17 protein-coding genes and 6 pseudogenes are annotated in these 19,121 nt (G+C 72.8%); 16 read left to right on the top strand and 7 right to left on the bottom strand.

What is annotated here, in order from left to right:
- Window positions 1-140 precede the first annotated feature (140 nt).
- The 4 genes from ABZV31_RS33760 to ABZV31_RS33745 all read left to right on the top strand — a co-directional run bounded on the left by ABZV31_RS33760 (window position 141) and on the right by ABZV31_RS33745 (window position 3,211).
- Window positions 141-1,004 carry a helix-turn-helix transcriptional regulator gene (locus ABZV31_RS33760; RefSeq protein WP_355900671.1) on the top strand — a complete coding sequence of 288 codons (864 nt, stop codon included), beginning with the start codon at window positions 141-143 and terminating at the stop codon, window positions 1,002-1,004.
- Window positions 1,001-1,186, top strand: a complete 186-nt coding sequence (locus ABZV31_RS33755; protein ID WP_355900670.1) for a DUF397 domain-containing protein — start codon at window positions 1,001-1,003, stop codon at window positions 1,184-1,186. The genes ABZV31_RS33760 and ABZV31_RS33755 overlap by 4 nt, the downstream gene beginning before the upstream one ends.
- A 548-nt stretch (window positions 1,187-1,734) precedes the next feature.
- Window positions 1,735-2,430 carry a hypothetical protein gene (locus ABZV31_RS33750; RefSeq protein ID WP_355900669.1) on the top strand — a complete coding sequence of 232 codons (696 nt, stop codon included), beginning with the start codon at window positions 1,735-1,737 and terminating at the stop codon, window positions 2,428-2,430.
- A gap of 37 nt (window positions 2,431-2,467) precedes the next feature.
- Entirely contained in the window at window positions 2,468-3,211 is a 744-nt protein-coding gene (locus ABZV31_RS33745) for a YcnI family protein (RefSeq protein WP_355900668.1), read from the top strand.
- 102 nt (window positions 3,212-3,313) lie between these two features.
- Here ABZV31_RS33745 and ABZV31_RS33740 read toward each other — a convergent pair whose 3' ends face one another.
- Entirely contained in the window at window positions 3,314-4,210 is an 897-nt protein-coding gene (locus ABZV31_RS33740) for a CDP-alcohol phosphatidyltransferase family protein (RefSeq protein WP_355900667.1), read from the bottom strand.
- 109 nt (window positions 4,211-4,319) lie between these two features.
- Between ABZV31_RS33740 and ABZV31_RS33735 the strand changes: the two genes are divergently transcribed.
- The 5 genes from ABZV31_RS33735 (at window position 4,320) to ABZV31_RS33715 (ending at window position 9,313) form a co-directional block, all read left to right on the top strand.
- Window positions 4,320-5,312 carry a zinc-binding alcohol dehydrogenase gene (locus ABZV31_RS33735; RefSeq protein WP_355900666.1) on the top strand — a complete coding sequence of 331 codons (993 nt, stop codon included), beginning with the start codon at window positions 4,320-4,322 and terminating at the stop codon, window positions 5,310-5,312.
- 152 nt (window positions 5,313-5,464) lie between these two features.
- Window positions 5,465-5,863: a 6-carboxytetrahydropterin synthase gene (locus tag ABZV31_RS33730; RefSeq protein ID WP_355900665.1), complete on the top strand. Its 399-nt coding sequence runs from the start codon at window positions 5,465-5,467 to the stop codon at window positions 5,861-5,863.
- Entirely contained in the window at window positions 5,860-7,044 is a 1,185-nt protein-coding gene (locus ABZV31_RS33725; protein WP_355900664.1) for a glycosyltransferase family 4 protein, read from the top strand. The genes ABZV31_RS33730 and ABZV31_RS33725 overlap by 4 nt, the downstream gene beginning before the upstream one ends.
- Window positions 7,041-8,066, top strand: a complete 1,026-nt coding sequence (locus ABZV31_RS33720; protein WP_355900663.1) for a trans-aconitate methyltransferase — start codon at window positions 7,041-7,043, stop codon at window positions 8,064-8,066. The genes ABZV31_RS33725 and ABZV31_RS33720 overlap by 4 nt, the downstream gene beginning before the upstream one ends.
- Entirely contained in the window at window positions 8,063-9,313 is a 1,251-nt protein-coding gene (locus tag ABZV31_RS33715; protein WP_355900662.1) for a lysylphosphatidylglycerol synthase transmembrane domain-containing protein, read from the top strand. Before ABZV31_RS33720 ends, ABZV31_RS33715 begins: the two co-directional genes overlap by 4 nt.
- Here the strand turns inward: ABZV31_RS33715 and ABZV31_RS33710 are convergent.
- A pseudogene (locus ABZV31_RS33710) lies at window positions 9,295-9,945 on the bottom strand (creatininase family protein); the annotation flags it as partial. The gene ABZV31_RS33715 and the pseudogene ABZV31_RS33710 overlap by 19 nt on opposite strands.
- Window positions 9,946-9,983: 38 nt before the next feature.
- Here ABZV31_RS33710 and ribA point away from each other — a divergent pair.
- From ribA to ABZV31_RS33695, 3 genes and pseudogenes are all read left to right on the top strand, one after another.
- Window positions 9,984-10,643 (top strand): GTP cyclohydrolase II, encoded by a 660-nt coding sequence (gene ribA / locus ABZV31_RS33705; RefSeq protein WP_355900661.1) that lies wholly within the window; start codon window positions 9,984-9,986, stop codon window positions 10,641-10,643.
- A 95-nt stretch (window positions 10,644-10,738) separates the two neighbouring features.
- Window positions 10,739-11,158: pseudogene (locus ABZV31_RS33700) on the top strand (FAD-binding oxidoreductase); the annotation flags it as partial.
- Window positions 11,158-11,589, top strand: a pseudogene (locus tag ABZV31_RS33695) (saccharopine dehydrogenase C-terminal domain-containing protein); the annotation flags it as partial. The pseudogenes ABZV31_RS33700 and ABZV31_RS33695, both read left to right, overlap by 1 nt.
- 198 nt (window positions 11,590-11,787) lie before the next feature.
- Here the strand turns inward: ABZV31_RS33695 and ABZV31_RS33690 are convergent.
- The 3 genes and pseudogenes from ABZV31_RS33690 to ABZV31_RS33680 all read right to left on the bottom strand — a co-directional run bounded on the left by ABZV31_RS33690 (window position 11,788) and on the right by ABZV31_RS33680 (window position 15,015).
- Window positions 11,788-13,014, bottom strand: coding sequence for a serine hydrolase domain-containing protein (locus ABZV31_RS33690; RefSeq protein WP_355900660.1), 1,227 nt, complete (start codon window positions 13,012-13,014; stop codon window positions 11,788-11,790).
- A gap of 66 nt (window positions 13,015-13,080) precedes the next feature.
- Window positions 13,081-14,389 (bottom strand): annotated as a pseudogene (locus ABZV31_RS33685) (MFS transporter).
- 44 nt (window positions 14,390-14,433) lie between these two features.
- Window positions 14,434-15,015 carry a TetR/AcrR family transcriptional regulator gene (locus ABZV31_RS33680; RefSeq protein ID WP_355900659.1) on the bottom strand — a complete coding sequence of 194 codons (582 nt, stop codon included), beginning with the start codon at window positions 15,013-15,015 and terminating at the stop codon, window positions 14,434-14,436.
- Between the two features lie 75 nt (window positions 15,016-15,090).
- On the opposite strand from ABZV31_RS33680, the gene ABZV31_RS33675 reads away from it, so the two are divergent.
- Complete coding sequence (locus ABZV31_RS33675; protein WP_355900658.1) at window positions 15,091-15,555, top strand: PPOX class F420-dependent oxidoreductase; 465 nt, start codon at window positions 15,091-15,093, stop codon at window positions 15,553-15,555.
- Window positions 15,556-15,637: 82 nt separating this feature from the next.
- On the opposite strand, the pseudogene ABZV31_RS33670 reads toward ABZV31_RS33675, so the two are convergent.
- Window positions 15,638-15,793: pseudogene (locus ABZV31_RS33670) on the bottom strand (NAD(P)-dependent oxidoreductase); the annotation flags it as partial.
- On the opposite strand from ABZV31_RS33670, the pseudogene ABZV31_RS33665 reads away from it, so the two are divergent.
- From ABZV31_RS33665 to ABZV31_RS33655, 3 genes and pseudogenes are all read left to right on the top strand, one after another.
- A pseudogene (locus tag ABZV31_RS33665) lies at window positions 15,774-16,383 on the top strand (TetR/AcrR family transcriptional regulator). The pseudogenes ABZV31_RS33670 and ABZV31_RS33665 overlap by 20 nt on opposite strands.
- A 171-nt stretch (window positions 16,384-16,554) precedes the next feature.
- Complete coding sequence (locus tag ABZV31_RS33660; protein WP_355900657.1) at window positions 16,555-16,965, top strand: VOC family protein; 411 nt, start codon at window positions 16,555-16,557, stop codon at window positions 16,963-16,965.
- Between the two features lie 45 nt (window positions 16,966-17,010).
- Window positions 17,011-17,352 carry a VOC family protein gene (locus ABZV31_RS33655; RefSeq protein WP_355900656.1) on the top strand — a complete coding sequence of 114 codons (342 nt, stop codon included), beginning with the start codon at window positions 17,011-17,013 and terminating at the stop codon, window positions 17,350-17,352.
- 396 nt (window positions 17,353-17,748) lie between these two features.
- On the opposite strand, the gene ABZV31_RS33650 is transcribed toward ABZV31_RS33655, so the two are convergent.
- On the bottom strand, window positions 17,749-19,107 hold the full coding sequence (locus tag ABZV31_RS33650; RefSeq protein WP_355900655.1) for an MFS transporter: 1,359 nt from the start codon (window positions 19,105-19,107) through the stop codon (window positions 17,749-17,751).
- Window positions 19,108-19,121 lie beyond the last annotated feature (14 nt).

Here is a 19,121-nt window from a genome sequence, read left to right as displayed (position 1 = left end):
GCGCACCAGGAGTGCGGACCGTACGGTGCGTCAGCGTACGGGCACATTCCGTGGACTGTACGCGGAGCTTGCCGTCACTCTGGGTGCTGTCGATCGCAGCACGACACTCAGCGTGCGTAAGGATTTGGAGGTGGCCGCGTATGACGGACGGCGTGGGGGAGAGCGGTGAGGCGGCGACCTGCGAGCTGGAACGGGAGCCCGACCCCTCGGACAGTCTGCGGACCTTCGGGGCCGTAGTCCAGGCCCTGCGTGAGAACGCGGGGTTCAGCAGGGCCGAGTTCGGGGAGCTGGTCCGGTTCTCCAAGCACACCGTGGAGTCGGTGGAGCTGGGGCGGCGGATGCCGGACGAGTCGTTCGTCGAGCGGGCGGAGGAGGTGCTGGGCAACACGGGGGCGCTGCGGAGGTCGGCCCGGTTTCTGACGCGGGGGGAGGCGGGGCTGGCGGCCTGGTTTCGGCGGTGGGCTCGGCTGGAGCGGGTGGCGGTGAGTCTGTGTACGTATGAGTGCCGGTTGGTGCCGGGGTTGTTGCAGTCGGAGGGTTATGTGCGGGCCCTCTGCGAGAACGACATCCCGCCTCTGTCGGACGATGCTTTGGAGGCGACGGTGCACGCCCGGATGGAGCGTCAGCAACTGCTCCGAGAGAGGCCCAACACCACGTTCGACTTCATCGTCGAGGAAGCCGTCTTCATGCGCTGTCTGGGCGGGGCTCAGGTGACCTCCGAGCTGCTCGACCATGTCCTCAAGCTCAGTTCGCTGCGTAACGTGACGCTTCAAATCATGCCCTCGAACAGCGAGCAGCACGCGTGTCTCGCCGGGCCGGTACGGCTGCTGGAGACTCCGGATGGTCATTGGCGCGCGTACTCCGAGGGCCAGGAGAACGGCCGCTTGATTGCTGACCAGAAAGCGGTGAGCAGGATCCACATGCGCTATGCGAGACTGCGCTCGCAGGCACTCTCTCCGAAGGACTCCACGAGCCTGCTGGTGCGGATAAGAGGAGCGCTATGAACACGCCCGAACTCGACTGGTTCAAGTCCAGCTACAGCAGTGCACAGGGCGATGACTGCGTGGAAGTCGCCGTCACCAATCACACCATCCACGTACGGGACTCCAAGGACGTGACGCGTCCCCACTTCGCGGTCGGCCGGGACGGCTGGGCGCGGTTCGTCCACTACGCCGCGCAGGGCTGACGCCCAACCGGCCCGGGTCTCCGCGTGGTCAGCTCGGCTTTCCCGCTGGCGCGTCCTTGCCCGCGCGGAGAGGGGCGCCTCCCAGTAGAAGCAGTACCGATACGACGGATGCGGCCCAGGGGCCCCGCCGCCGTAGGATTTCGGGTCCGCGAACATACCGGTTGTGGCCAGTGCGAGTAGGGTGCCCGTGCAGAGCAGACCGGTCCCGGCGGGCATGGGCCCCGCGGTGCGCCAGCGTCTGCGGGGGACCCACAGGCGTAACAGTCGTCATCCCCGACTGACGCGTCCGTCGATCCCACCTCGGCCGCGCTGCGCATGACGTACTACGCACTGGCCACCCGGGCGCGCCGCGAACTGCATCTCGCCTACGAGGGAAGCGAGGAGCCGCCCCTGCTCGCCACCGTGGGATCACATGATCTGCTGCGCGGCTGAGGCACCGAAGCGGCGTTCCAGGCTGCCCGGATCGCGTCGTCGACGAGGCGCCGCAGGATGACCGAACCGGACATCGGCGTCACCCGTACACCTGGTCCGTGGGAGGATGCCTCACCATGAGCGCGTCGCCGGCGGTTCGGGGTCTGCGCGCCGCGGTGTTCGCCGCGGTGTGCGTGCTCCTTGCTGCCGCCGGGCACGGGCTCGCCATGGGCGACATGCCGCCACTGTGGGCGGACGGCGCGGGATTCATCGGCGTCTTCGTCACCGGGTGGCTGCTCGGCGGCCGGGAGCGTTCTCTGCCCGGGATCGGCGCGGCGATGCTCGCCACCCAGGCGGGGCTGCACCTCGCCTTCCACGCCGCGCGGCCCCGTACGGGCACGCCCGGGATGCAGACCATGCCGTCCATGCCCTCCATGGCGTCGATGTCCGCTCACGGCATGCCCATGACCTCCGCCCATGCCATGGCCTCCATGCACGCCCACGCCATGGTCGCCCCGCACGGCCACGCCACGGCCGCCCTCACGCATCCGCACGCTCTGACCCCGTACGCCGTGGCCGCCCACGTCCTCGCCGCGCTCGTCGCGTCCTGGTGGCTGCGGCGCGGGGAGGCGGCACTGTGGTCGCTGCTGCGCTGGGCGGTCGCCTTCGTGCCCGGACTCGCGGCCTGGTGGCGGGCCGCGCCCGCCCCCCTGCCCGCACCGGCCGGTCGCCGCCACCGCGCCTCGGCCGAGTCGCCGACGTTGCGCCAGCTCCTGCTACGGCACGCGGTGAGCCGGCGCGGTCCGCCGGCCCGGATCCCGTACCCGATCTGACCCCAACACGCCCTTCCGTACGGAGATCCACTCACCCATGTCCACCACACGCACCACCGCGCGCCGCACCACCGCGCGCCGCGCCGGCATCGTCACCGCTCTCGCCGCCGCCGGAGTCCTCACCGCCGCGGGCGTCGCCTCCGCGCACGTCACCGTCCACCCCGACAGCTACGCCAAGGGCGCCACGGACGGCGTGCTGACCTTCCGCGTCCCCAACGAGGAGGACACCGCGAGCACCACCAAGGTGCAGGTCTACCTGCCCACCGATCATCCGGTCCTCGGCGTGCTCGTCACCCCGCAGGACGGCTGGACCGCGAAGGTGACGACCAGCAAGCTCAAGACGCCGGTGAAGACCGACGACGGGACGATCACCGACGCCGTCTCCGAGATCACCTGGACCGGCGGCAAGATCGGTCCCGGCCAGTACCACGACTTCAACGCCGCCTTCGGCCAGCTGCCCGACGACACCGACCAGCTGACCTTCAAGACGCTGCAGACCTACTCCGACGGCAAGGTCGTCCGCTGGATCGAGCAGGCCCAGGGCGGCCAGGAGCCGGAGAACCCCGCGCCCGTGCTCAAGCTCACCGCCCGGGGCAGCGAGGAGACGCCCGCCGCCTCGACGGGTTCCGGGAACGCCAAGAGCTCCACGTCGGCCGCCTCGGCCTCGTCCTCCAGTGACTCGACCGCCCGCGGCCTGGGCATCGCCGGGCTGGTCGTGGGCGTCCTCGGCCTCGCCGCCGCCGTCTTCGCCGTCGTACGGACGCGGTCCACGCGGTCGTAGAGCGGCGTCGAGGCAGCGGAAAGGACCCGGATCATCTCCCGTGATCCGGGTCCTTCCCGTGTGATGCGTGTGCTGCGTGTTGTGATGCGTGTGCTGCGGACATCACGCGGCCGGCACGGCCTCCCACGCCTCTTCAGTGGCCGGTGCGGCCTCCCAGACCTCTTCAGCGGCCGGCGCGGCCTCCCAGACCTCTTCAGCGGCCGGCGCGGCCTCCCACGCCTCTTCAGCGGGCGCCTCCAGCGCCTCCACAGTGGCCTCCAGCGTCTCCTCGGCCGGCGCCCCCTGCACCCGCGACGTCCGCCACAGCCACAGCACGTCCCGCCCGAACGACCACACCAGCAGCGCCAGGGCCGACAGCACCACACCCAGGTTGGCCACGTACGGCAGCAGGTCCGCGCCCGCCACCAGCAGGCAGATGCCCTGCAGCGCGGCCACCGTCTTGCGGGCGGTGCTCGGGGGCAGCGGGGCGTTCAGCCAGGGCAGGACGCGGGCGGCGGCGACGAAGGCGTAGCGCATGCCGCCGATCAGCAGCACCCACGGGCCGAGCTGCATGGCGTCGTAGACACTGAGCACCAGGATCAGGAACGCGTCGACCTCCATGTCGAAGCGGGCCCCCAGCGCGGTGGAGGTGCCGGTGCGGCGGGCGACCTTGCCGTCGACCCCGTCCAGGATCAGGGCCACGGCCGTCAGGCCCACCAGCAGCGACACCGGCGGAGAGCTCTCGAAGGAGTCCGCGACCAGCGCCGTCACACCGCCGACGAGAGTGGCCCGGCCCAGGGTGACCCGGTTGGCGGCGCCGAAGGAGCGCAACCGCGACCGGTGCAGTGCCCGGGAGAGCACCGCCCAGGTGGCGATCGCGAAGGCCAGGCCGGTCAGCCAGCCCGCCGGCCCCATGCCGATCGCCGTGCCGAGCAGGGCCAGCAACAGGATCTGTACGCCCGCTCCCACAGCGGTCTCCTGCTGGACCAGCCTCGCGTCGTAAGTGTTGTTCAGGGCCACCGCACACCCTCCGGCCGAGTGACAGAGTCGATCAACGCCGCGTACCTTGTGCGCGGCCTGTGCACATCTCGGTACGTGAACAACTTCCCAATCGTTCAGGAGGACGACGATGAACCGCTCAGCCCGCGCGTTCTGGCTCCGCTCGCCGGGCCACGGCGAGATACGCGACGTCACTCTTCCCGACCCGGCCGAGGGCGAGGTGCTGGTGCGCACGCTGTGGTCCGGGGTGAGCCGCGGCACGGAGACGCTCGTGTTCCGCGGCGGGGTCCCGGAGAGCCAGCGCTCCGCCATGCGCGCACCGTTCCAGGAGGGCGACTTCCCGGGTCCGGTGAAGTACGGCTACCTCAACGTCGGCGTCGTCGAGGATGGACCGCAGGAGCTGGCCGGGCGTACGGTCTTCTGCCTCTACCCGCACCAGACGCGCTACGTCGTCCCCGCGAGCGCCGTGACGCCGGTGCCGCAGGCCGTGCCCGCCGAGCGGGCCGTTCTCGCGGGCACCGTCGAGACCGCCGTGAACGCCCTGTGGGACGCGGCTCCCCTGGTCGGCGACCGTATCGCCGTGGTCGGCGGTGGCATGGTCGGCTGCTCGGTGGCCGCCCTGCTGGCCCGGTTCCCGGGGGTGCGGATCCAGCTGGTGGACGCCGATCCCGCGCGGGCGAAGGTCGCCGAGGCCCTCGGCGTCGACTTCGCCGCGCCCGAGGACGCCCTGGGCGCATGCGACCTGGTCGTGCACGCCAGCGCCACCGAGCAGGGCCTGGCCCGTTCCCTGGAGCTGCTCACCGCCGAAGGCACCGTCCTCGAACTGAGCTGGTACGGCGACCGGGGCGTCGCCCTCCCGCTCGGTGAGGCCTTCCACTCCCGCCGGCTCGTCATCCGTAGCAGCCAGGTCGGCACCGTCTCCCCGGCCCGCCGCTCCAGCCGTACGTATGCCGACCGGCTCGCCCTCGCCCTCGACCTGCTCGCCGACCCGGCGCTGGACGCGCTCGTCACCGGGGAAAGCGCGTTCGAGGAGCTGCCGGAGGTCATGCCGAAGCTCGCATCCGGGGAGATTCCGGCCCTGTGCCACCGGGTCAGGTACGCCGACTCCGAGGCCCCGGCCTGACGGAGCCGTTCAATCCGGAACGACAAGAGTGCCTGACCTGAGAAAAGAGTGAGAGTCGACTGAACAACGGGAAGCGAAGAGCCGTACTACACGGCATCCCCCGGCAGGGATCAGCGGGGGGACCAGACGCGCCGCACCTGGAGGGTCGTCCGTTGTTCAGCATCACCGTCCGCGATCACATCATGATCGCCCACAGCTTCCGCGGCGAGGTGTTCGGGCCCGCGCAGCGGCTGCACGGAGCCACGTTCCTCGTGGACGCCACGTTCCGCCGCGAACAGCTGGACGACGACAACATCGTCGTCGACATCGGACTGGCCACGCAGGAACTGGGCGCGGTCGTGAGCGAGCTGAACTACCGCAACCTCGACAACGAGCCCGACTTCGCCGGCATCAACACCTCCACGGAGTTTTTGGCCAAGGTCATCGCCGACCGGCTCGCCGAGCGGATCCACAAGGGCGCCATGGGCGAGGGCGCCAAGGGACTCGCGGGCATCACCGTCACCCTCCACGAGTCGCACGTCGCCTGGGCGAGTTACGAGCGTGCCCTGTGACCGACACGACCATCGACCGGGCGTCGTCCCTGAGGTACGTGCCCGCCCAGCGCGCGGGCCTCGAGAACGTCGGGATCATCCCCATGTCCCTGCGCACCGTGCACTTCGTCCTGCCGGGCGGCGTCGACGACCCGGCCACGCCGAGCGGCGGCAACGCCTACGACCGGCGCGTCAGCCTGGACCTGCCCGGCTTCGGCTGGCAGGTCCAGGGGCACCCGGTGGGCGGCAGCTGGCCCCGGCCGGGAGCGGCCGCCCGCACGGAACTCGCGTGCACGCTGCGGGAGTTGCCGGACAGCGCCGTCGTCCTCCTCGACGGGCTCGTCGCCTGCGGCGTGCCCGAGATCGTCGTCCCGGAGGCCGAACGGCTGCGCATGGCCGTTCTCGTCCACCTCCCGCTCGGCGACGAGACCGGGCTCGAGCCCGCCGTGGCCGCGGAGCTGGACGCACGCGAACGTACGGTCCTGCGGGCCGTACCCGCCGTGATCGCCACCAGCGACTGGGCGGTCCGCCGCCTGGTCTCCCACCACGGCCTGGCCCCGGACCGGGTCCATGTCGCCGCCCCCGGCGCCGACATCGCGCCGCTGGCCCCCGGCACCGACGGCGTCTCGCGGCTGCTGTGCGTCGCCGCGGTGACCCCGCGCAAGGGGCAGCACCGCCTGGTGGAGGCGCTGGCCGCGGTGACCGACCTGCCGTGGAGCTGCGTCTGCGTCGGCGGGCTGACCCAGGACCCCGATTACGTAGCCCATCTGCGCGGCCTGATCGGGAAGTACGGCCTTCAGGATCGCCTCCGTCTCGCCGGACCGCAGGCCGGCGCCGAGCTCGACGCCAGCTACGCGGCGGCCGACCTGATGGTCCTCACCTCGTACGCGGAGACGTACGGCATGGCGATCACCGAGGCGCTCGCACGCGGCATCCCGGTGCTGGCGACGGACGTCGGCGGCGTCCCCGAGGCGGTTGGCCGCGCCCCCGACGGCGGTGTGCCCGGCATCCTCGTTCCGCCGGAGGACCCCGCGGCCCTCGCCGCGGAACTGCGCGGCTGGTTCGGCGAGCCCGACGTACGACGCCGGCTGAAGACGGCCGCCCGGAGCCGGCGCGCCGCCCTCGACGGATGGGCGACGACCGCCCGCAGCCTGGCCGGCGTCCTGGGCCGGCTGCCGAACGAACCCCGGAGGGCGGCATGAGGAAGACGACGACTTCGACCGGCGCCGCCCAGCGGGGCGGAGGGATCCCGGCCCAGCCGGGACCGCGCGACACCACGGACGCGGTCCTCGCCGCCGACTCCGAGCCGCAGGCCGTCATCCCCGGTGCCGGCCCCGCCGCGCGCCCCGGCGAGCGCGCCACCGTCCGGCTGCGTGAGGACGGGCCCGAGGAGGCGCCCCGTTACGCGCCCGAGTGGCTGCAACTGCGCGAGCCGGCCGACGCGGCCGCGCGGGCGCAGGAGTTGCTGGACCCGCTGCGGATCCGGCTCGCCAACCTGCCGGGGCGGCACGGCGGGCTCGTCGTGCACGACCTGGGCTGCGGCACCGGCTCGATGGGCCGCTGGCTCGCCCCCCGGCTGGACGGCCCCCAGCACTGGATCCTCCACGACCGCGACCCCTACCTGCTGCACTTCGCCGCCGTCGCCTCCCCGCGCGCGGCCGCCGACGGCAGCCGGGTCACCGTGGAGACGCGGCGCGGCGACGTGGCCCGGCTGACCCCGGACGCCCTGCTCGGCGCGTCGCTGGTGACCGCGTCGGCCCTGCTGGACGTCCTCACCCGCGAGGAGATCGACACCCTCGCCGCCGCGTGCACCGGAGCCGGCTGCCCGGCGCTGCTCACGCTGTCGGTGGTCGGCCGTGTCGACCTCACCCCGGCCGACGCGCTGGACGCCGAGATCACCGAGGCGTTCAACGCGCACCAGCGCCGCACCGGCCTGCTCGGCCCCGACGCGCTCACCGTGGCCGCCGAGGCCTTCGCCGAGCACGGCGCCACCGTGCGGGTGCACCCGAGCCACTGGCGGCTCGGCCCCGACCAGCGCGAACTGACCGCCCAGTGGCTGCGCGGCTGGGTCGGCGCCGCCGTCGAACAGCGCCCCGAACTCCAGCCGCACGCCGACCGCTACCTCCAGGAGCGCCTCGAAGCCTGCGCGGCCGGGGAGCTGGAGGTCGTCGTCCACCACAGCGACCTGCTGGCGCTGTCCCGGCCGGCGGGCGGTGCCTCATGAGCGTGCAGACGGTGGACGTCCGGCTGGTACGGGCGGACGCGCGCCCGGACGTGAGGGAACCCGACGCGGCACTCGGACCGGCCGCCTCCCGTACCCCCCTCTCCCGCCCCGGCTTCCGCGCCCTGCGCACCCACCTCGGCACCGTCGCCGGCGTCGCCATCCTCGCCGTCCTGCTGTGGCGCCTGGGCACCGGCGTCTTCCTGGACGGGCTGCGCCGGATCGACGCCCCGTCGCTGACCGCGGCGCTCGGGATCGGGCTGGTCACCACCGTGTTCAGCGCCTGGCGCTGGCAACTGGTGGCCCGGGGCCTGCGGATCCGGCTGCCGCTCGGCCCGGCCGTGGCCGACTACTACCGCGCGCTGTTCCTGAACGCGGCCCTGCCCGGCGGTGTCCTCGGCGACGTCCACCGGGCGGTGCGGCACGGGCAGAGCGCCGGGGACATCGGCCGCGGCGTGCGGGCCGTGGTCCTCGAACGCGTCGCCGGGCAGATCGCCCTCGCCGTCACCGGTGCCACGGTCCTGCTCACCGTGCCGTCCCCGGTGCGGGGGCAGACCCGGCACCTCGCGCCGCTGGCCGCCCTCGCCGCCGTGGGCGCGCTCGCCGTCGCCCTCGCCCTGCGCATGAACCGGGCGCCCTCCCGCCGGGGGCGGGCCCTGCGCCGGACCCTGGGCGAGGCGCGCGAGGGCCTGCTGTCCCGCCGCAACGGGCCGGGCGTGGCTCTCTCCTCCGCCGTCGTCCTTGCGGGGCACGTCGCGATGTTCGTCGTCGCCGCCCGGGTCGCCGGCTCCGCCGCTTCCGTGGTCGCCCTGCTGCCGCTGGCGGTCCTCGCCCTGGTCGCCATGGGGCTGCCGCTGAACGTCGGCGGCTTCGGCCCCCGGGAGGGCGTCACCGCCTGGGCGTTCGGCGCCGCCGGACTCGGCGCGAACACCGGACTGGCCGTCGCCGTCGTCTACGGGGTGCTGAGCTTCGTGGCGAGCCTGCCGGGCGCGCTCGTCCTCGTCGCCCGCCGGTACACCGGCCTGCGCGCCGGGTCCGGCACCGCCGTACCGGACCCGGACCCCGACCGCGCGACCGACGGCGACTACCCGCGCTCGCTTCCCGCATCCCGTGCAAAGTTCCCGGACGCGTCGGCCGACGTGAGCAGCGAGAAATACGGGCCGAAGGAACCGGCGAGGCTCGCGAGCAGTTCCTTCCCCTTTTCCGCGGACCCCAGGGACGGACGGCCGATGACGCCCGATTCGGTATAGGCGGACATTCCGGCGGTGAGCAGATGACGCCGGTCGTCGGCGGTGAAATCGACGGACTCGTAACCGGCCCGGACCATTTCGGGATGAGCGTGCAGAAGAATGGAGGTCTCGATTTCCCCCGCATGCATGTCGGTGAGCAGCGAGGTGCGCACCCCGGCCCGCTCCCGGGCGGTTTCCCAGTCCTCCATGGCCGGGAAGAGTGCCATCAACTCGCCGCGTGCGGAGGACTCCTGAACCACATTGCCCAGCACGTAGTTCCCGCCGTGCCCGTTGACCAGCACCAACGCGTCGACGCCCGACCGGCGGAGCGACGCCGCGATGTCCCGTACCACCGCATGAAGGGTCACTGAGGAGATGCTGACGGTCCCCGGCCAGGCCGCGTGCTCGTGCGAGCAGGAGATCGTCACCGGAGGAAGGAGGTGCACCGGGTACGCGCCGGCGATCTCCCGGGCGATGGCACAGGCGACCAGCGTGTCGGTCGCCAACGGAAGGTACGGACCGTGTTGTTCGAAGCTACCGACGGGGAGGACCGCGACCTGCGTCGAGAGGTTTTCCCCCCGCGTCCGTACGTCGTCCGTGGTGTCCGCCGGCAACAGACCATATGCCGACGGCCGCGTTCCCGAACCACTCATTGTTTTCCGGCCTTTCGTCTCTGCTTAGGATCCAGATCATGACAGAAAACCTCGGCGTACTCGGCAAGAAGTCCCCACGGCGCACGGGCGTGGAACGCGTCGTAAATGCCCCCCTGCCCACCGTGTACGGGAAATTCCAGGCGGTCGGCTACCTCGACCACGACCGCGGCGACGAACAAGTGGTGCTGGTCTACGGCGACATCGGCACCGACGGCGTCCTGACCCGGCTGCATTCGGAGTGCCTGACCGGAGACGCCTTCGGCTCCCAGCACTGCGAGTGCGGCGACCAGCTCGCCTCCGCCCTGCGCGCCGTCGCCGCCGAAGGCAGCGGCATCGTCGTCTACTTGAGAGGGCACGAGGGCCGGGGCATTGGACTGCTCGCCAAGCTGCGGGCGATGGCCCTCCAGGCGGAGGGTCTGGACACCGTCGAGGCCAACCTCGCCCTCGGTCTGCCGGTGGACGCCCGCGACTACGGTGTCGCCGCGGAGATCCTGCGCGATCTGGGGGTGCGCTCGGTGCGGTTGATGTCCAACAACCCGCGCAAGCGCGAGGCGCTGCTGCGGCACGGCATCCAGGTCGCCGAGCAGGTGCCGCTGTTGATCCCGCCGTGCGAGAACAACATCACCTACCTGCGCACCAAGCGGGAGCGGCTGGACCACCACCTGCCCCACCTGGACGCGGTGGCACACCTGTCCTGATTACCGGCCCGGAGATCCGGACAGGAAGAGGGAGTGACCTTTGATGTCCTCTTCCTCTCCGGGGCCCGGGCGGCCCACTGCCCGGGAGGTGCGAGATGACCATGCGGGCCGGTGTCGTCGTCATCGGCGGCGGGGTGATGGGCACCAGCATCGCCTACCACCTGGCGCGGGCCGGCGTTCGGGACGTCGTGCTCGTCGAGCGGGACGAGCTCGCCGCCGGCTCCACCTCGAAGGCCGCGGGCGGGGTGCGGGCCCAGTTCTCCGACGAGCTCAACATCCAGCTGGGCGCGCGCAGCCTGGAGGCCTTCGGCCGCTTCGCGGAGGAGATCGGGTACGACATCGGGCTGCACCGAGTCGGCTACCTCTTCCTGCTGTCGACACCCGACGAGGTGGCCTCCTTCGATGCGAGCGTGGCGCTGCAGAACTCCCTCGGCGTGCCCAGCCGCCTGATCGACCCGGCGGAGGCCCGGCGGCTCTCCCCGCTGATCAGCACGGACGGGCTGCTCGCGGCCGCGTCCCCTTCATCGACCAGTACGACCTGCCCGCCGCCTGGAAGCCGCAGACCTTCGTCCGTGGCACGCTCCGCCTGGAGGGCTGGCTGCGCGCCTGGGGGCCGGTCTTCGAGGTGCTGAGGACGGGCGACGACGTCCGCATCGCCGCCCTCGCCCGGGAGCTGGCGGCCACCTACCCGACCACGGACGCCGACCGCGACCGCGTCGTCCTCGCCGTGTCGTTGGCCGTACGCGCCGACTCGGGGCGGACGTGGTCCGGTACCTGTCTCCTGGACCGCGTCGGCGACCGGGAGGAGAGCGCCATGGCCCACTGCGTCTCCCGCCCCCTCGCCCTCGGCGTCCGCCACATCCTCGACGGCAGCCTGCCGGCGGGGCTGAGCCGGGCGGCGGAGACGGCGGCCCGCTCGCAGCAGTGGCTGGACGAACTCGCGTGAGAGGGGCTGGAGTTCACCCTGCGGGCCGATCAGTAGACGACCACGACCACGACCACGACCACGACCGCGAACCGCGACCACGACCGCGAACCGCGACCACGACCGCGAACCACGACCACGACCGCGAACCACGACCGCGAACCACGACCACGACCGCGACCACGTGCGTCTCAGTCCACGACCGCGACCACGTGCGTCTCAGTCCAGGACCGCCTCGTGCACCAGCCGCTTCAGCTCCGGGAAGATCTTCAGGGAGCTCTTGGGGCGGACCTGGGTCATGAACTGGAACGTCAGGTCGCGGCTCGGGTCGACCCAGAAGGTCGTCGTCGCCACGCCGCTCCAGCCGTACATGCCGAGGCCCGACGGGGCCTGGGTACGCTCGGGGTCGATGACGACGGAGACGCCGAGTCCGAAGCCGACGCCGTCGTTGCCGGGGTCGTCGTGGGCGGGGCTGCCGAAGGAGCGCAGGTCGGCGCCGCCGGGAAGGTGGTTCCTCGTCATCAGGTCCACGGTCCCGGGGGCCAGGAGACGGGTGCCGTCGAGCTCCCCGCGGCGGCGCAGCAGCTCCATGAAGCGGTGGACGTCGTGCGCGGTGGCCACCAGACCGCCACTGCCGGACAGGAAGCGGGGGCGGCCGCGCAGGGGCAGGCCGGGGATCGGCTCGATGCCGCCGTCGTCGGTCTCGCCGTACAACTCGGCCAGCCTGCCCGCCTGTTCGTCCGTGACGCAGAACCCTGCGTCCGTCATGCCGAGCGGCCGGAAGATCCGCTCGGCGAAGAACGCGTCGAGCGGCTGCCCGGACACCACCTCGACGACCCGGCCCAGGACGTTGCTGGCGACCGAGTAGTTCCACTGCGTGCCCGGATCGAACTGCAGCGGCAGGCTTGCGTACACGTCCATCGTCTCGGCCAGATCCGCGCCCGGCGGCACGGACGACTCCAGGCCGGCTGCGCGGTAGAGGGCGTCGACGGGGTGGGAGTAGTAGAAGCCGAAGGTCAGGCCCGCGGTGTGGGTGAGCAGGTGACGGATGAGGATCGGCCCGGAGGCGGGGCGGGTCCTGACCTCGTCACCGGAACCACCGACGTACACCCGGGGGTTGGCGAAGACCGGGAGATGCATCTCCAGAGGGTCGTCCAGCGACAGCCTGCCCTCCTCGACCAGCATCAGCGCGGCGACCGTGGTGACCGGTTTGGTCATGGAATAGATCCGCCACAGCGTGTCGGTCTCCACCGGCAGCCCGGCGGCCACGTCCCGGCGGCCGTGCGCGGTGAGATGGGCGATGCGGCCGCCCCGCGCGACGGACACGAGGAAGCCGGGCAGGCGTCCTTCGTCGACGAAGCGGGCGACATACTGGTCCAGGCGGTCCAGCGCCTTCGCATCCAGCCCGGCCTCGCTCGGGTCGACCTCTCGTCGCGGCTGTGCCATCGCTCTCCTCCGTTCGCGTCGCACGAGGATCACTCCGGCATACCCCGGCCTGGACGTCCTCAGACCTCATGGTCGCGCAGGAACACGTGAACGGTCCCGAGGATCACGATGATCGACGACCGCGGTGCCGGAACGTGCGGGCAGTGCGCGGCCCGCCATCGCCCCCCGCCGCGGCCACCCCCGCGAGGACCACCAGCGGCAGCCCGGCACCCGCGCCGTGCCCGCGCAGCGTGGTCGCCGCGGCCACGCCCAGCGCCGGGCCGACGTTCATCGCGGTCTGCTGCAGCCCGCCCGCCACTCCGGCGGACTCGACGGCCGCCTCCCGGACGACGGCCTGCGTCGCCGCCACCATCACGGTGCCGAACCCGGCCCCGAGCAGCGCGAAGCCGCCGCACAGGGCGAGGGTCCCCGACGCCCGACCCAGGACCAGGACGCCCAGCGCGAGCACGGCCATCGCCACCACGGTCGTACGACGGGCCCCGACCCGGCGCAGCACCACCGGGCACACGGCCGCGGCGACCACCATGAGCACCGCCAACGGCAGGCTGCGCAGGGCGCTTTGGAAGGGGTCGAGACCCAGCGCGCCCTGCAGGACATAGGCGCCGACGAACAGCGTGCCGGACAGGGCCGCCGACGCGGCCACCAGGATCCCGAGCGCCGAGCCGACGGCCGCCGATCCGATGACGTCCGGGGACAGCAGCGGGGTCGCCGTGCGGCGCTCGTGCCGGACGAAGGCGACCGCGGCGACTGCGGCCACGACCGGCGCCACCCGGCCCGGATCCGGCAGCGCGGCCAGCGTGTGCACCGCGCAGCCGAGGGCCGCGGCGAGCAGCGCGGCACCGGGCACGTCGAGCCGGATGCCACAGGGGCGGTTCCGGTCCGGAGACGGTCATCGCCGGCACCCCGAAGACCAACGCGGGTACGACGTTGACGAAGAAGACGGCCCGCCGGCCCAGCTCCGTCACCAGCGCCCCGCCGATCACCGGACCGGCGGCGGCCGCCACCCCGATGGCACTCGTCCGCACGGCGATGGGCATGCCCAGCCGGTCGGGCGGGAACGCGGCCCGCAGCATACCCAGCGTGGCCGGCTGCAACAGCGCGCCGCACACTCCCTGCGCGACCCGCAGCGCGATCACCCAGCCGATGCCGGGCGCCAGGCCGATGCCCGCCGACGCGGCCCCGAAGCCGAGCATCCCGGCCGCGAAGACCCGCCGGTGCCCGTACCGGTCGCCGAGCCGCCCGGCGAACACCAACAGGCTCGCCACCGCGACGAGATACCCGGTACTCGTCCACTGCACGCGAGGGACGCGTCCATGTCCCGTTGCAGCGTGGGCTGTGCGACGGTGAGGACGGTACCGTCCAGGGCGACGACCATCGGTGCGGCCACACTGCTCGCGAGCGTCGTCGCCCGGTGGAGGTTCACCGGCCGTCCTCCGGGCCGAGGTGCGCCTCCAGGGCCGTACGCAGCAGTGGTGCGAAGTCGTCGGCGCCGGTGGCCAGTTGGAGGCTGCCCCAGCCCCAGAGCTGGGCGATGCCGTGCAGGTTCGCCCACAGGGAGGCTGCGACCGCGCGGGCGTCGGCGCCGGGGCGGGCCCGGCCGACCAGGTCCACCAGGACGCCGAAGAGCGGAAGGCTGGTGTCCCGCAGCCCCAGGTGGCCGCTCTCCAGCAGGTCGTGACGGTACATCAGCTCGTACATGCCGCGGTTGCCGAGCGCGAACTCCAGGTAGACCCGGCCCAGAGCGGTCAGCCGGGCGCGTGGGCCAGCCGCGCCGTCGCCGGTCGCCGCCGCGGCTCTCTCGGCCAGCTCGGCGAAGCCGCGGCGCGCGATGGCGGACAGCAGCTCCAGGTGGGTGGGGAAGTAGCGGCGCGGCGCCCCGTGCGAGACGCCCGCCCGGCGGGCGATTTCCCGCAGGGTCAGCGCCTGCGCGCCCTCCGTGGCCACCAGCTCCACCCCGACGTCGACCAGCCGGTCCCGCAGACTTCTCTCGGACTCACTCATAGACAGTGTCTACCAGACTGCGTAGACACTGTCTACTGGGGAATGCGAGCCTCGGTCGGGCGAGTTGACCGAGGTATGACTCAGGATGCGACGCACGACGACCCCACGCAGGACGCACTGCTCCGGCTGCTCTCCGAGGGGCACGGCGGGGTGCTGGTCACCCTCAAGCGCGACGGCAGGCCCCAGCTGTCGAACGTCAGCCACGCCTACGACCCGGACGAGCGCATCATCCGGGTCTCGATCACCGACGACCGCGCCAAGACCCGCAACCTGCGCCGGGACCCGCGGGCCTCCTACCACGTCACGAGCCCGGACCGCCGCGCCTACACGGTCGCCGAGGGTACGGCCGACCTCTCGCCCGTCGCCCGGGACCCGCACGACGAGACCGTCGAGGAGCTGATCCGCCTCTACCGCGACATCCTCGGCGAACACCCCGACTGGGACGACTACCGCGCCGCGATGGTCCGCGACCGCCGCCTCGTGCTGCGGCTGAAGGTGCAGCGGGCGTACGGGATTCCCCAGGGCGCCAACAACGGTTAGCCCTGCAGGTCGGTGCCGGTGCCGACGCCGGTGCCGACGCCGGTGGGGCTGGTGCCGGCGCCAGTCGGGCGGTGTCGGTGCCGGTGCGCGCCTCGATCGTCTGCAGGGCCGCCACCATGTCCTCACCGCCGTGCCCGAGCGACACCGTCTCCTCGAACAGGGCGTGGCACACGTCGAGCAGCGGGGAGGCGATGCCGGTCTTGCGGGCGGCCTCGGCGATGAGCCGGTTGTTCTTCAGGCCGGGGTCCCGGCGGGGACCGCGCGAGCGGATGGTCTTCAGCGCGGCTCAGCTCATCCGGAGCGACGGGGTCGGCGCGACGGGCATGCGGGACGTCGCCGCCCACGCGGACGCGCCGCGCGGATCGCTCCAGCACTACTTCCCGGGCGGCAAGGAACAGCTGGTCAACGAGGCGGTGGCCTGGGCCGGCCCGGTACGCGGGCAGGCGCGTCGCCCGTTTCATGGCGAGCATGGCCGAGCCGACGCCGAGCGGGCTGTTCGCCGATGGTGCGGCAGCGGACCGACGAGTACGAGACGGCCGGCTTCGCCTCCGGCTGCCCGGTCGCGGCCGCGACGGTGGACTGCGCCTCGTCCGGCACCTCCACCCGGGAGGCGGCGGCCGCCGCCTTCACGGCCTGGCGGGGGCCGGTCGCCGAGGCCCTGACGGAGATGGGCGTGCCGGCAGACCGGGCCGAGCCGCTCGCCACGCTGATGATCAGCGCGCTGGAGGGCGCGATCCTCATGGCCCGGGCCGAGCGGGACGTACGTCCCCTGACGACCGTGGCCCGCGAGCTCGGCCGCTCCTGGACGCGGCCGTGTCCCCGTCCTGATCGCGGGCCGCCGGATCACCGAGCGATCCCACCGGGTCGTCGTCGGTGCTAGGGCCCGGGGCGCAGGACGGATGGCCGATGGCCCGGAGATCACGGCCCTCCTAGGCTGCCGAGCGCGCCACCGCCACCGTCGCCGAAAGCGCCCGACCACGACACGAGGAGAGCCGCGCCATGCCCGTCAACGGCCGCAGCCACATCCGCATCGCCCGTCCCTCCCGGGACCTGGCCGCGGCCGAGCGCTTCTGGGTCGGCGGACTCGCACTGAACGTGCTGTGGCGGGCCGAGGGTGGCCCCGCACCCGGCGAGCACGACCTACTGATAGTCGGCTGGCCGGACGCCGGCTGGCATCTGGAACTCGTCCACGAACCCGCCCGTCCGGTCGAGCCCCGCCCCACCGAGGAGGACCTCCTGGTGGTCTACGTTGACGGCCCGGTGCCCGACGACCTGGTCACCCGGCTTCAGGAGCACGGCGGCAGGCGGGTGGCGTCCCCCAACCCGTACTGGAACGAGTGGGGCGTCACGATCGAGGACCCGGACGGCTACCGGCTGGTGCTGTGTCGGCGGTCCTGGTCCAACGCGTAGCCGCCGGTGCTTGCCACGCGCCTCGCGTCGCCCTAGCCTCCGCACGTGATCAATGGGGCACACGTGGTGATCCACAGCCGCGACGCGGAAGCCGACCGCGCCTTCCTGCGGGACGTACTGGGCTGGCCGCACGTCGACGCGGGCCACGGCTGGCTGATCTTCGCGGCGCCGCCCGCCGAGGTCGCCTGCCATCCGACCGAGGGCGAGCCGGCGCACGAGCTGATGCTGATGTGCGACGACCTCGATACGACGACCGCCGAACTCACCGCGCAGGGCGTCGAGTTCACCCGGCCGGTGCAGGACGTGCGCTGGGGCCGGGTGACGGCCTTCCGGCTGCCCGGCGGAGGCGAGGTCGGCCTGTACCAGCCGCGGCACCCGCGGCCCTAGTTCCGGCGCACTCGGCCGCTGCCCACCTCCTTCGCCCAGGTCTCCAGCCATCCCGCTTCGCCCGGGTGTCCAGCCATCCCGCTTCGCCCGGGTGTCCAGCGACCCGCCAAGTGACCCGCCCGCTCCGGCCGGTTGAGGCCGGCGAGGGCCGCCTCCCACCCCCGCCGGCCACGGCGAGCCGCAGCTTTGGGCCGGTGCTCCGCCGCCGTACTGCTTCCGCGGTCGCCGCCGGATCCTCGTAGGGCACGAGGAGTCCGCAGCAGGCGATGGCGGATGCCATCGCCTGCTGCGCGAACCGAGGGGTGGGGGCCGACCCGGGGGCAGGTGGGGGAGGGTTTCTCGCCGGAGCGGGTGGCGCGGGCCCCGGACGGAGCTGCTGGTGGCCGGGGCAGGGAGTCAGGCCGACACCGTCTCCGGCCGTGACGCCGTCTGCCGGGCCCGTTCGCCGAGCTGCTCCGTCGGGACCCTGTGGGTCTCGCGGGCCGAGAGGGCGGCGATCACCGGCGGGACGCACAGGGCCGCCGTGAACAGGGCCACCGCCGACCAGTCGGTGCCGTCCGGACCGGCGATCCCGGCGGCGAAGGTGACCGCGAACCCGGCCACCGCGAAGCCGATCTGCGTGCCGATCGCCATGCCCGACAGCCGGACCCGGGTGGTGAACATCTCGCCGTAGAAGGAGGGCCACACGCCGTTCGCGGCGCTGTAGACGACACCGAAGGCGACGATCCCGAGCACCAGCGTCAGCGGGTAGGAGCCCGTGGAGATCGCCCACAGGTAGAGGAACATCGTCACCGCGCTGCCGACCGCGCCGATCAGGTACACCGGGCGCCGGCCGATGCGGTCCGACAGCGTGGCCCACAGCGGAATGGCGGCCAGCGCGACGAGGTTGGCGAGCGCGCCCACCCACAGCATCGACGAGCGGGACATGCCGACCGAGTCGCTGGTCGCGTACGCCAGCGCCCACACCGTGAAGATCGTGGAGACCGAGGCGATGAGCGCGCCCGCGATCACCCGGAGCACGTCCGCCCAGTGCTCGCGCAGCAGCACCGCGAGCGGCAGCCTGGCCACGCCCTCGGTGGCGGCCTGCTGGGCGAACGCCGGCGTCTCCGTCAGCCTGCGGCGGATGACGTAGCCGACGACGGCGACCGCGACGCTCAGCCAGAACGGCACCCGCCAGCCCCAGGACAGCAACTGGTCCTTGGGGAGCGCGGCGACCGGGATGAACACGAGGGTGGCGATGAGCTGGCCGCCCTGGGTGCCGCTGAGGGTGAAGCTGGTGAAGAAGCCGCGCCGGTGCTCCGGCGCGTGTTCCAGGCTCATGGAGCTGGCGCTGGCCTGCTCGCCCGCGGCCGAGACACCCTGCAGCACGCGGCACACCACCAGCAGGACGGGGGCGAGGGAGCCGGCCTGGGCGCGGGTGGGCAGACAGCCGATGAGGAACGTCGACAGGCCCATCAGGATCAGTGTGAAGACCATGATCTTCTTGCGGCCGAGACGGTCGCCGAAGTGCCCGAGGAACAGCGCTCCGACCGGGCGGGCGGCGTAGGCGACGCCGAAGGTGGCCAGCGACAGCAGGGTCGCGGTGGCCGGGTCGGAGGCGTCGAAGAAGACCTTCGGGAAGATCAGCGCGGCCGCGCTGCCGTAGATGAAGAAGTCGTAGTACTCGAGCGCACTGCCGATCCAGGCGGCCGCCGCGGCCTTCTTCGGCTGACCGGGCGGGGCGGCGGCGTCGTGGGGTACGGCGGGGACAGACACGGCGGGCTCCTTCG

The organism is Streptomyces sp. NPDC005202, assembly GCF_040608235.1.
GTDB lineage: Bacteria > Actinomycetota > Actinomycetes > Streptomycetales > Streptomycetaceae > Streptomyces.
The sequence above is the reverse complement of the archived record's forward strand: the minus strand, read 5'-3'. Positions and strand labels throughout refer to the sequence as shown.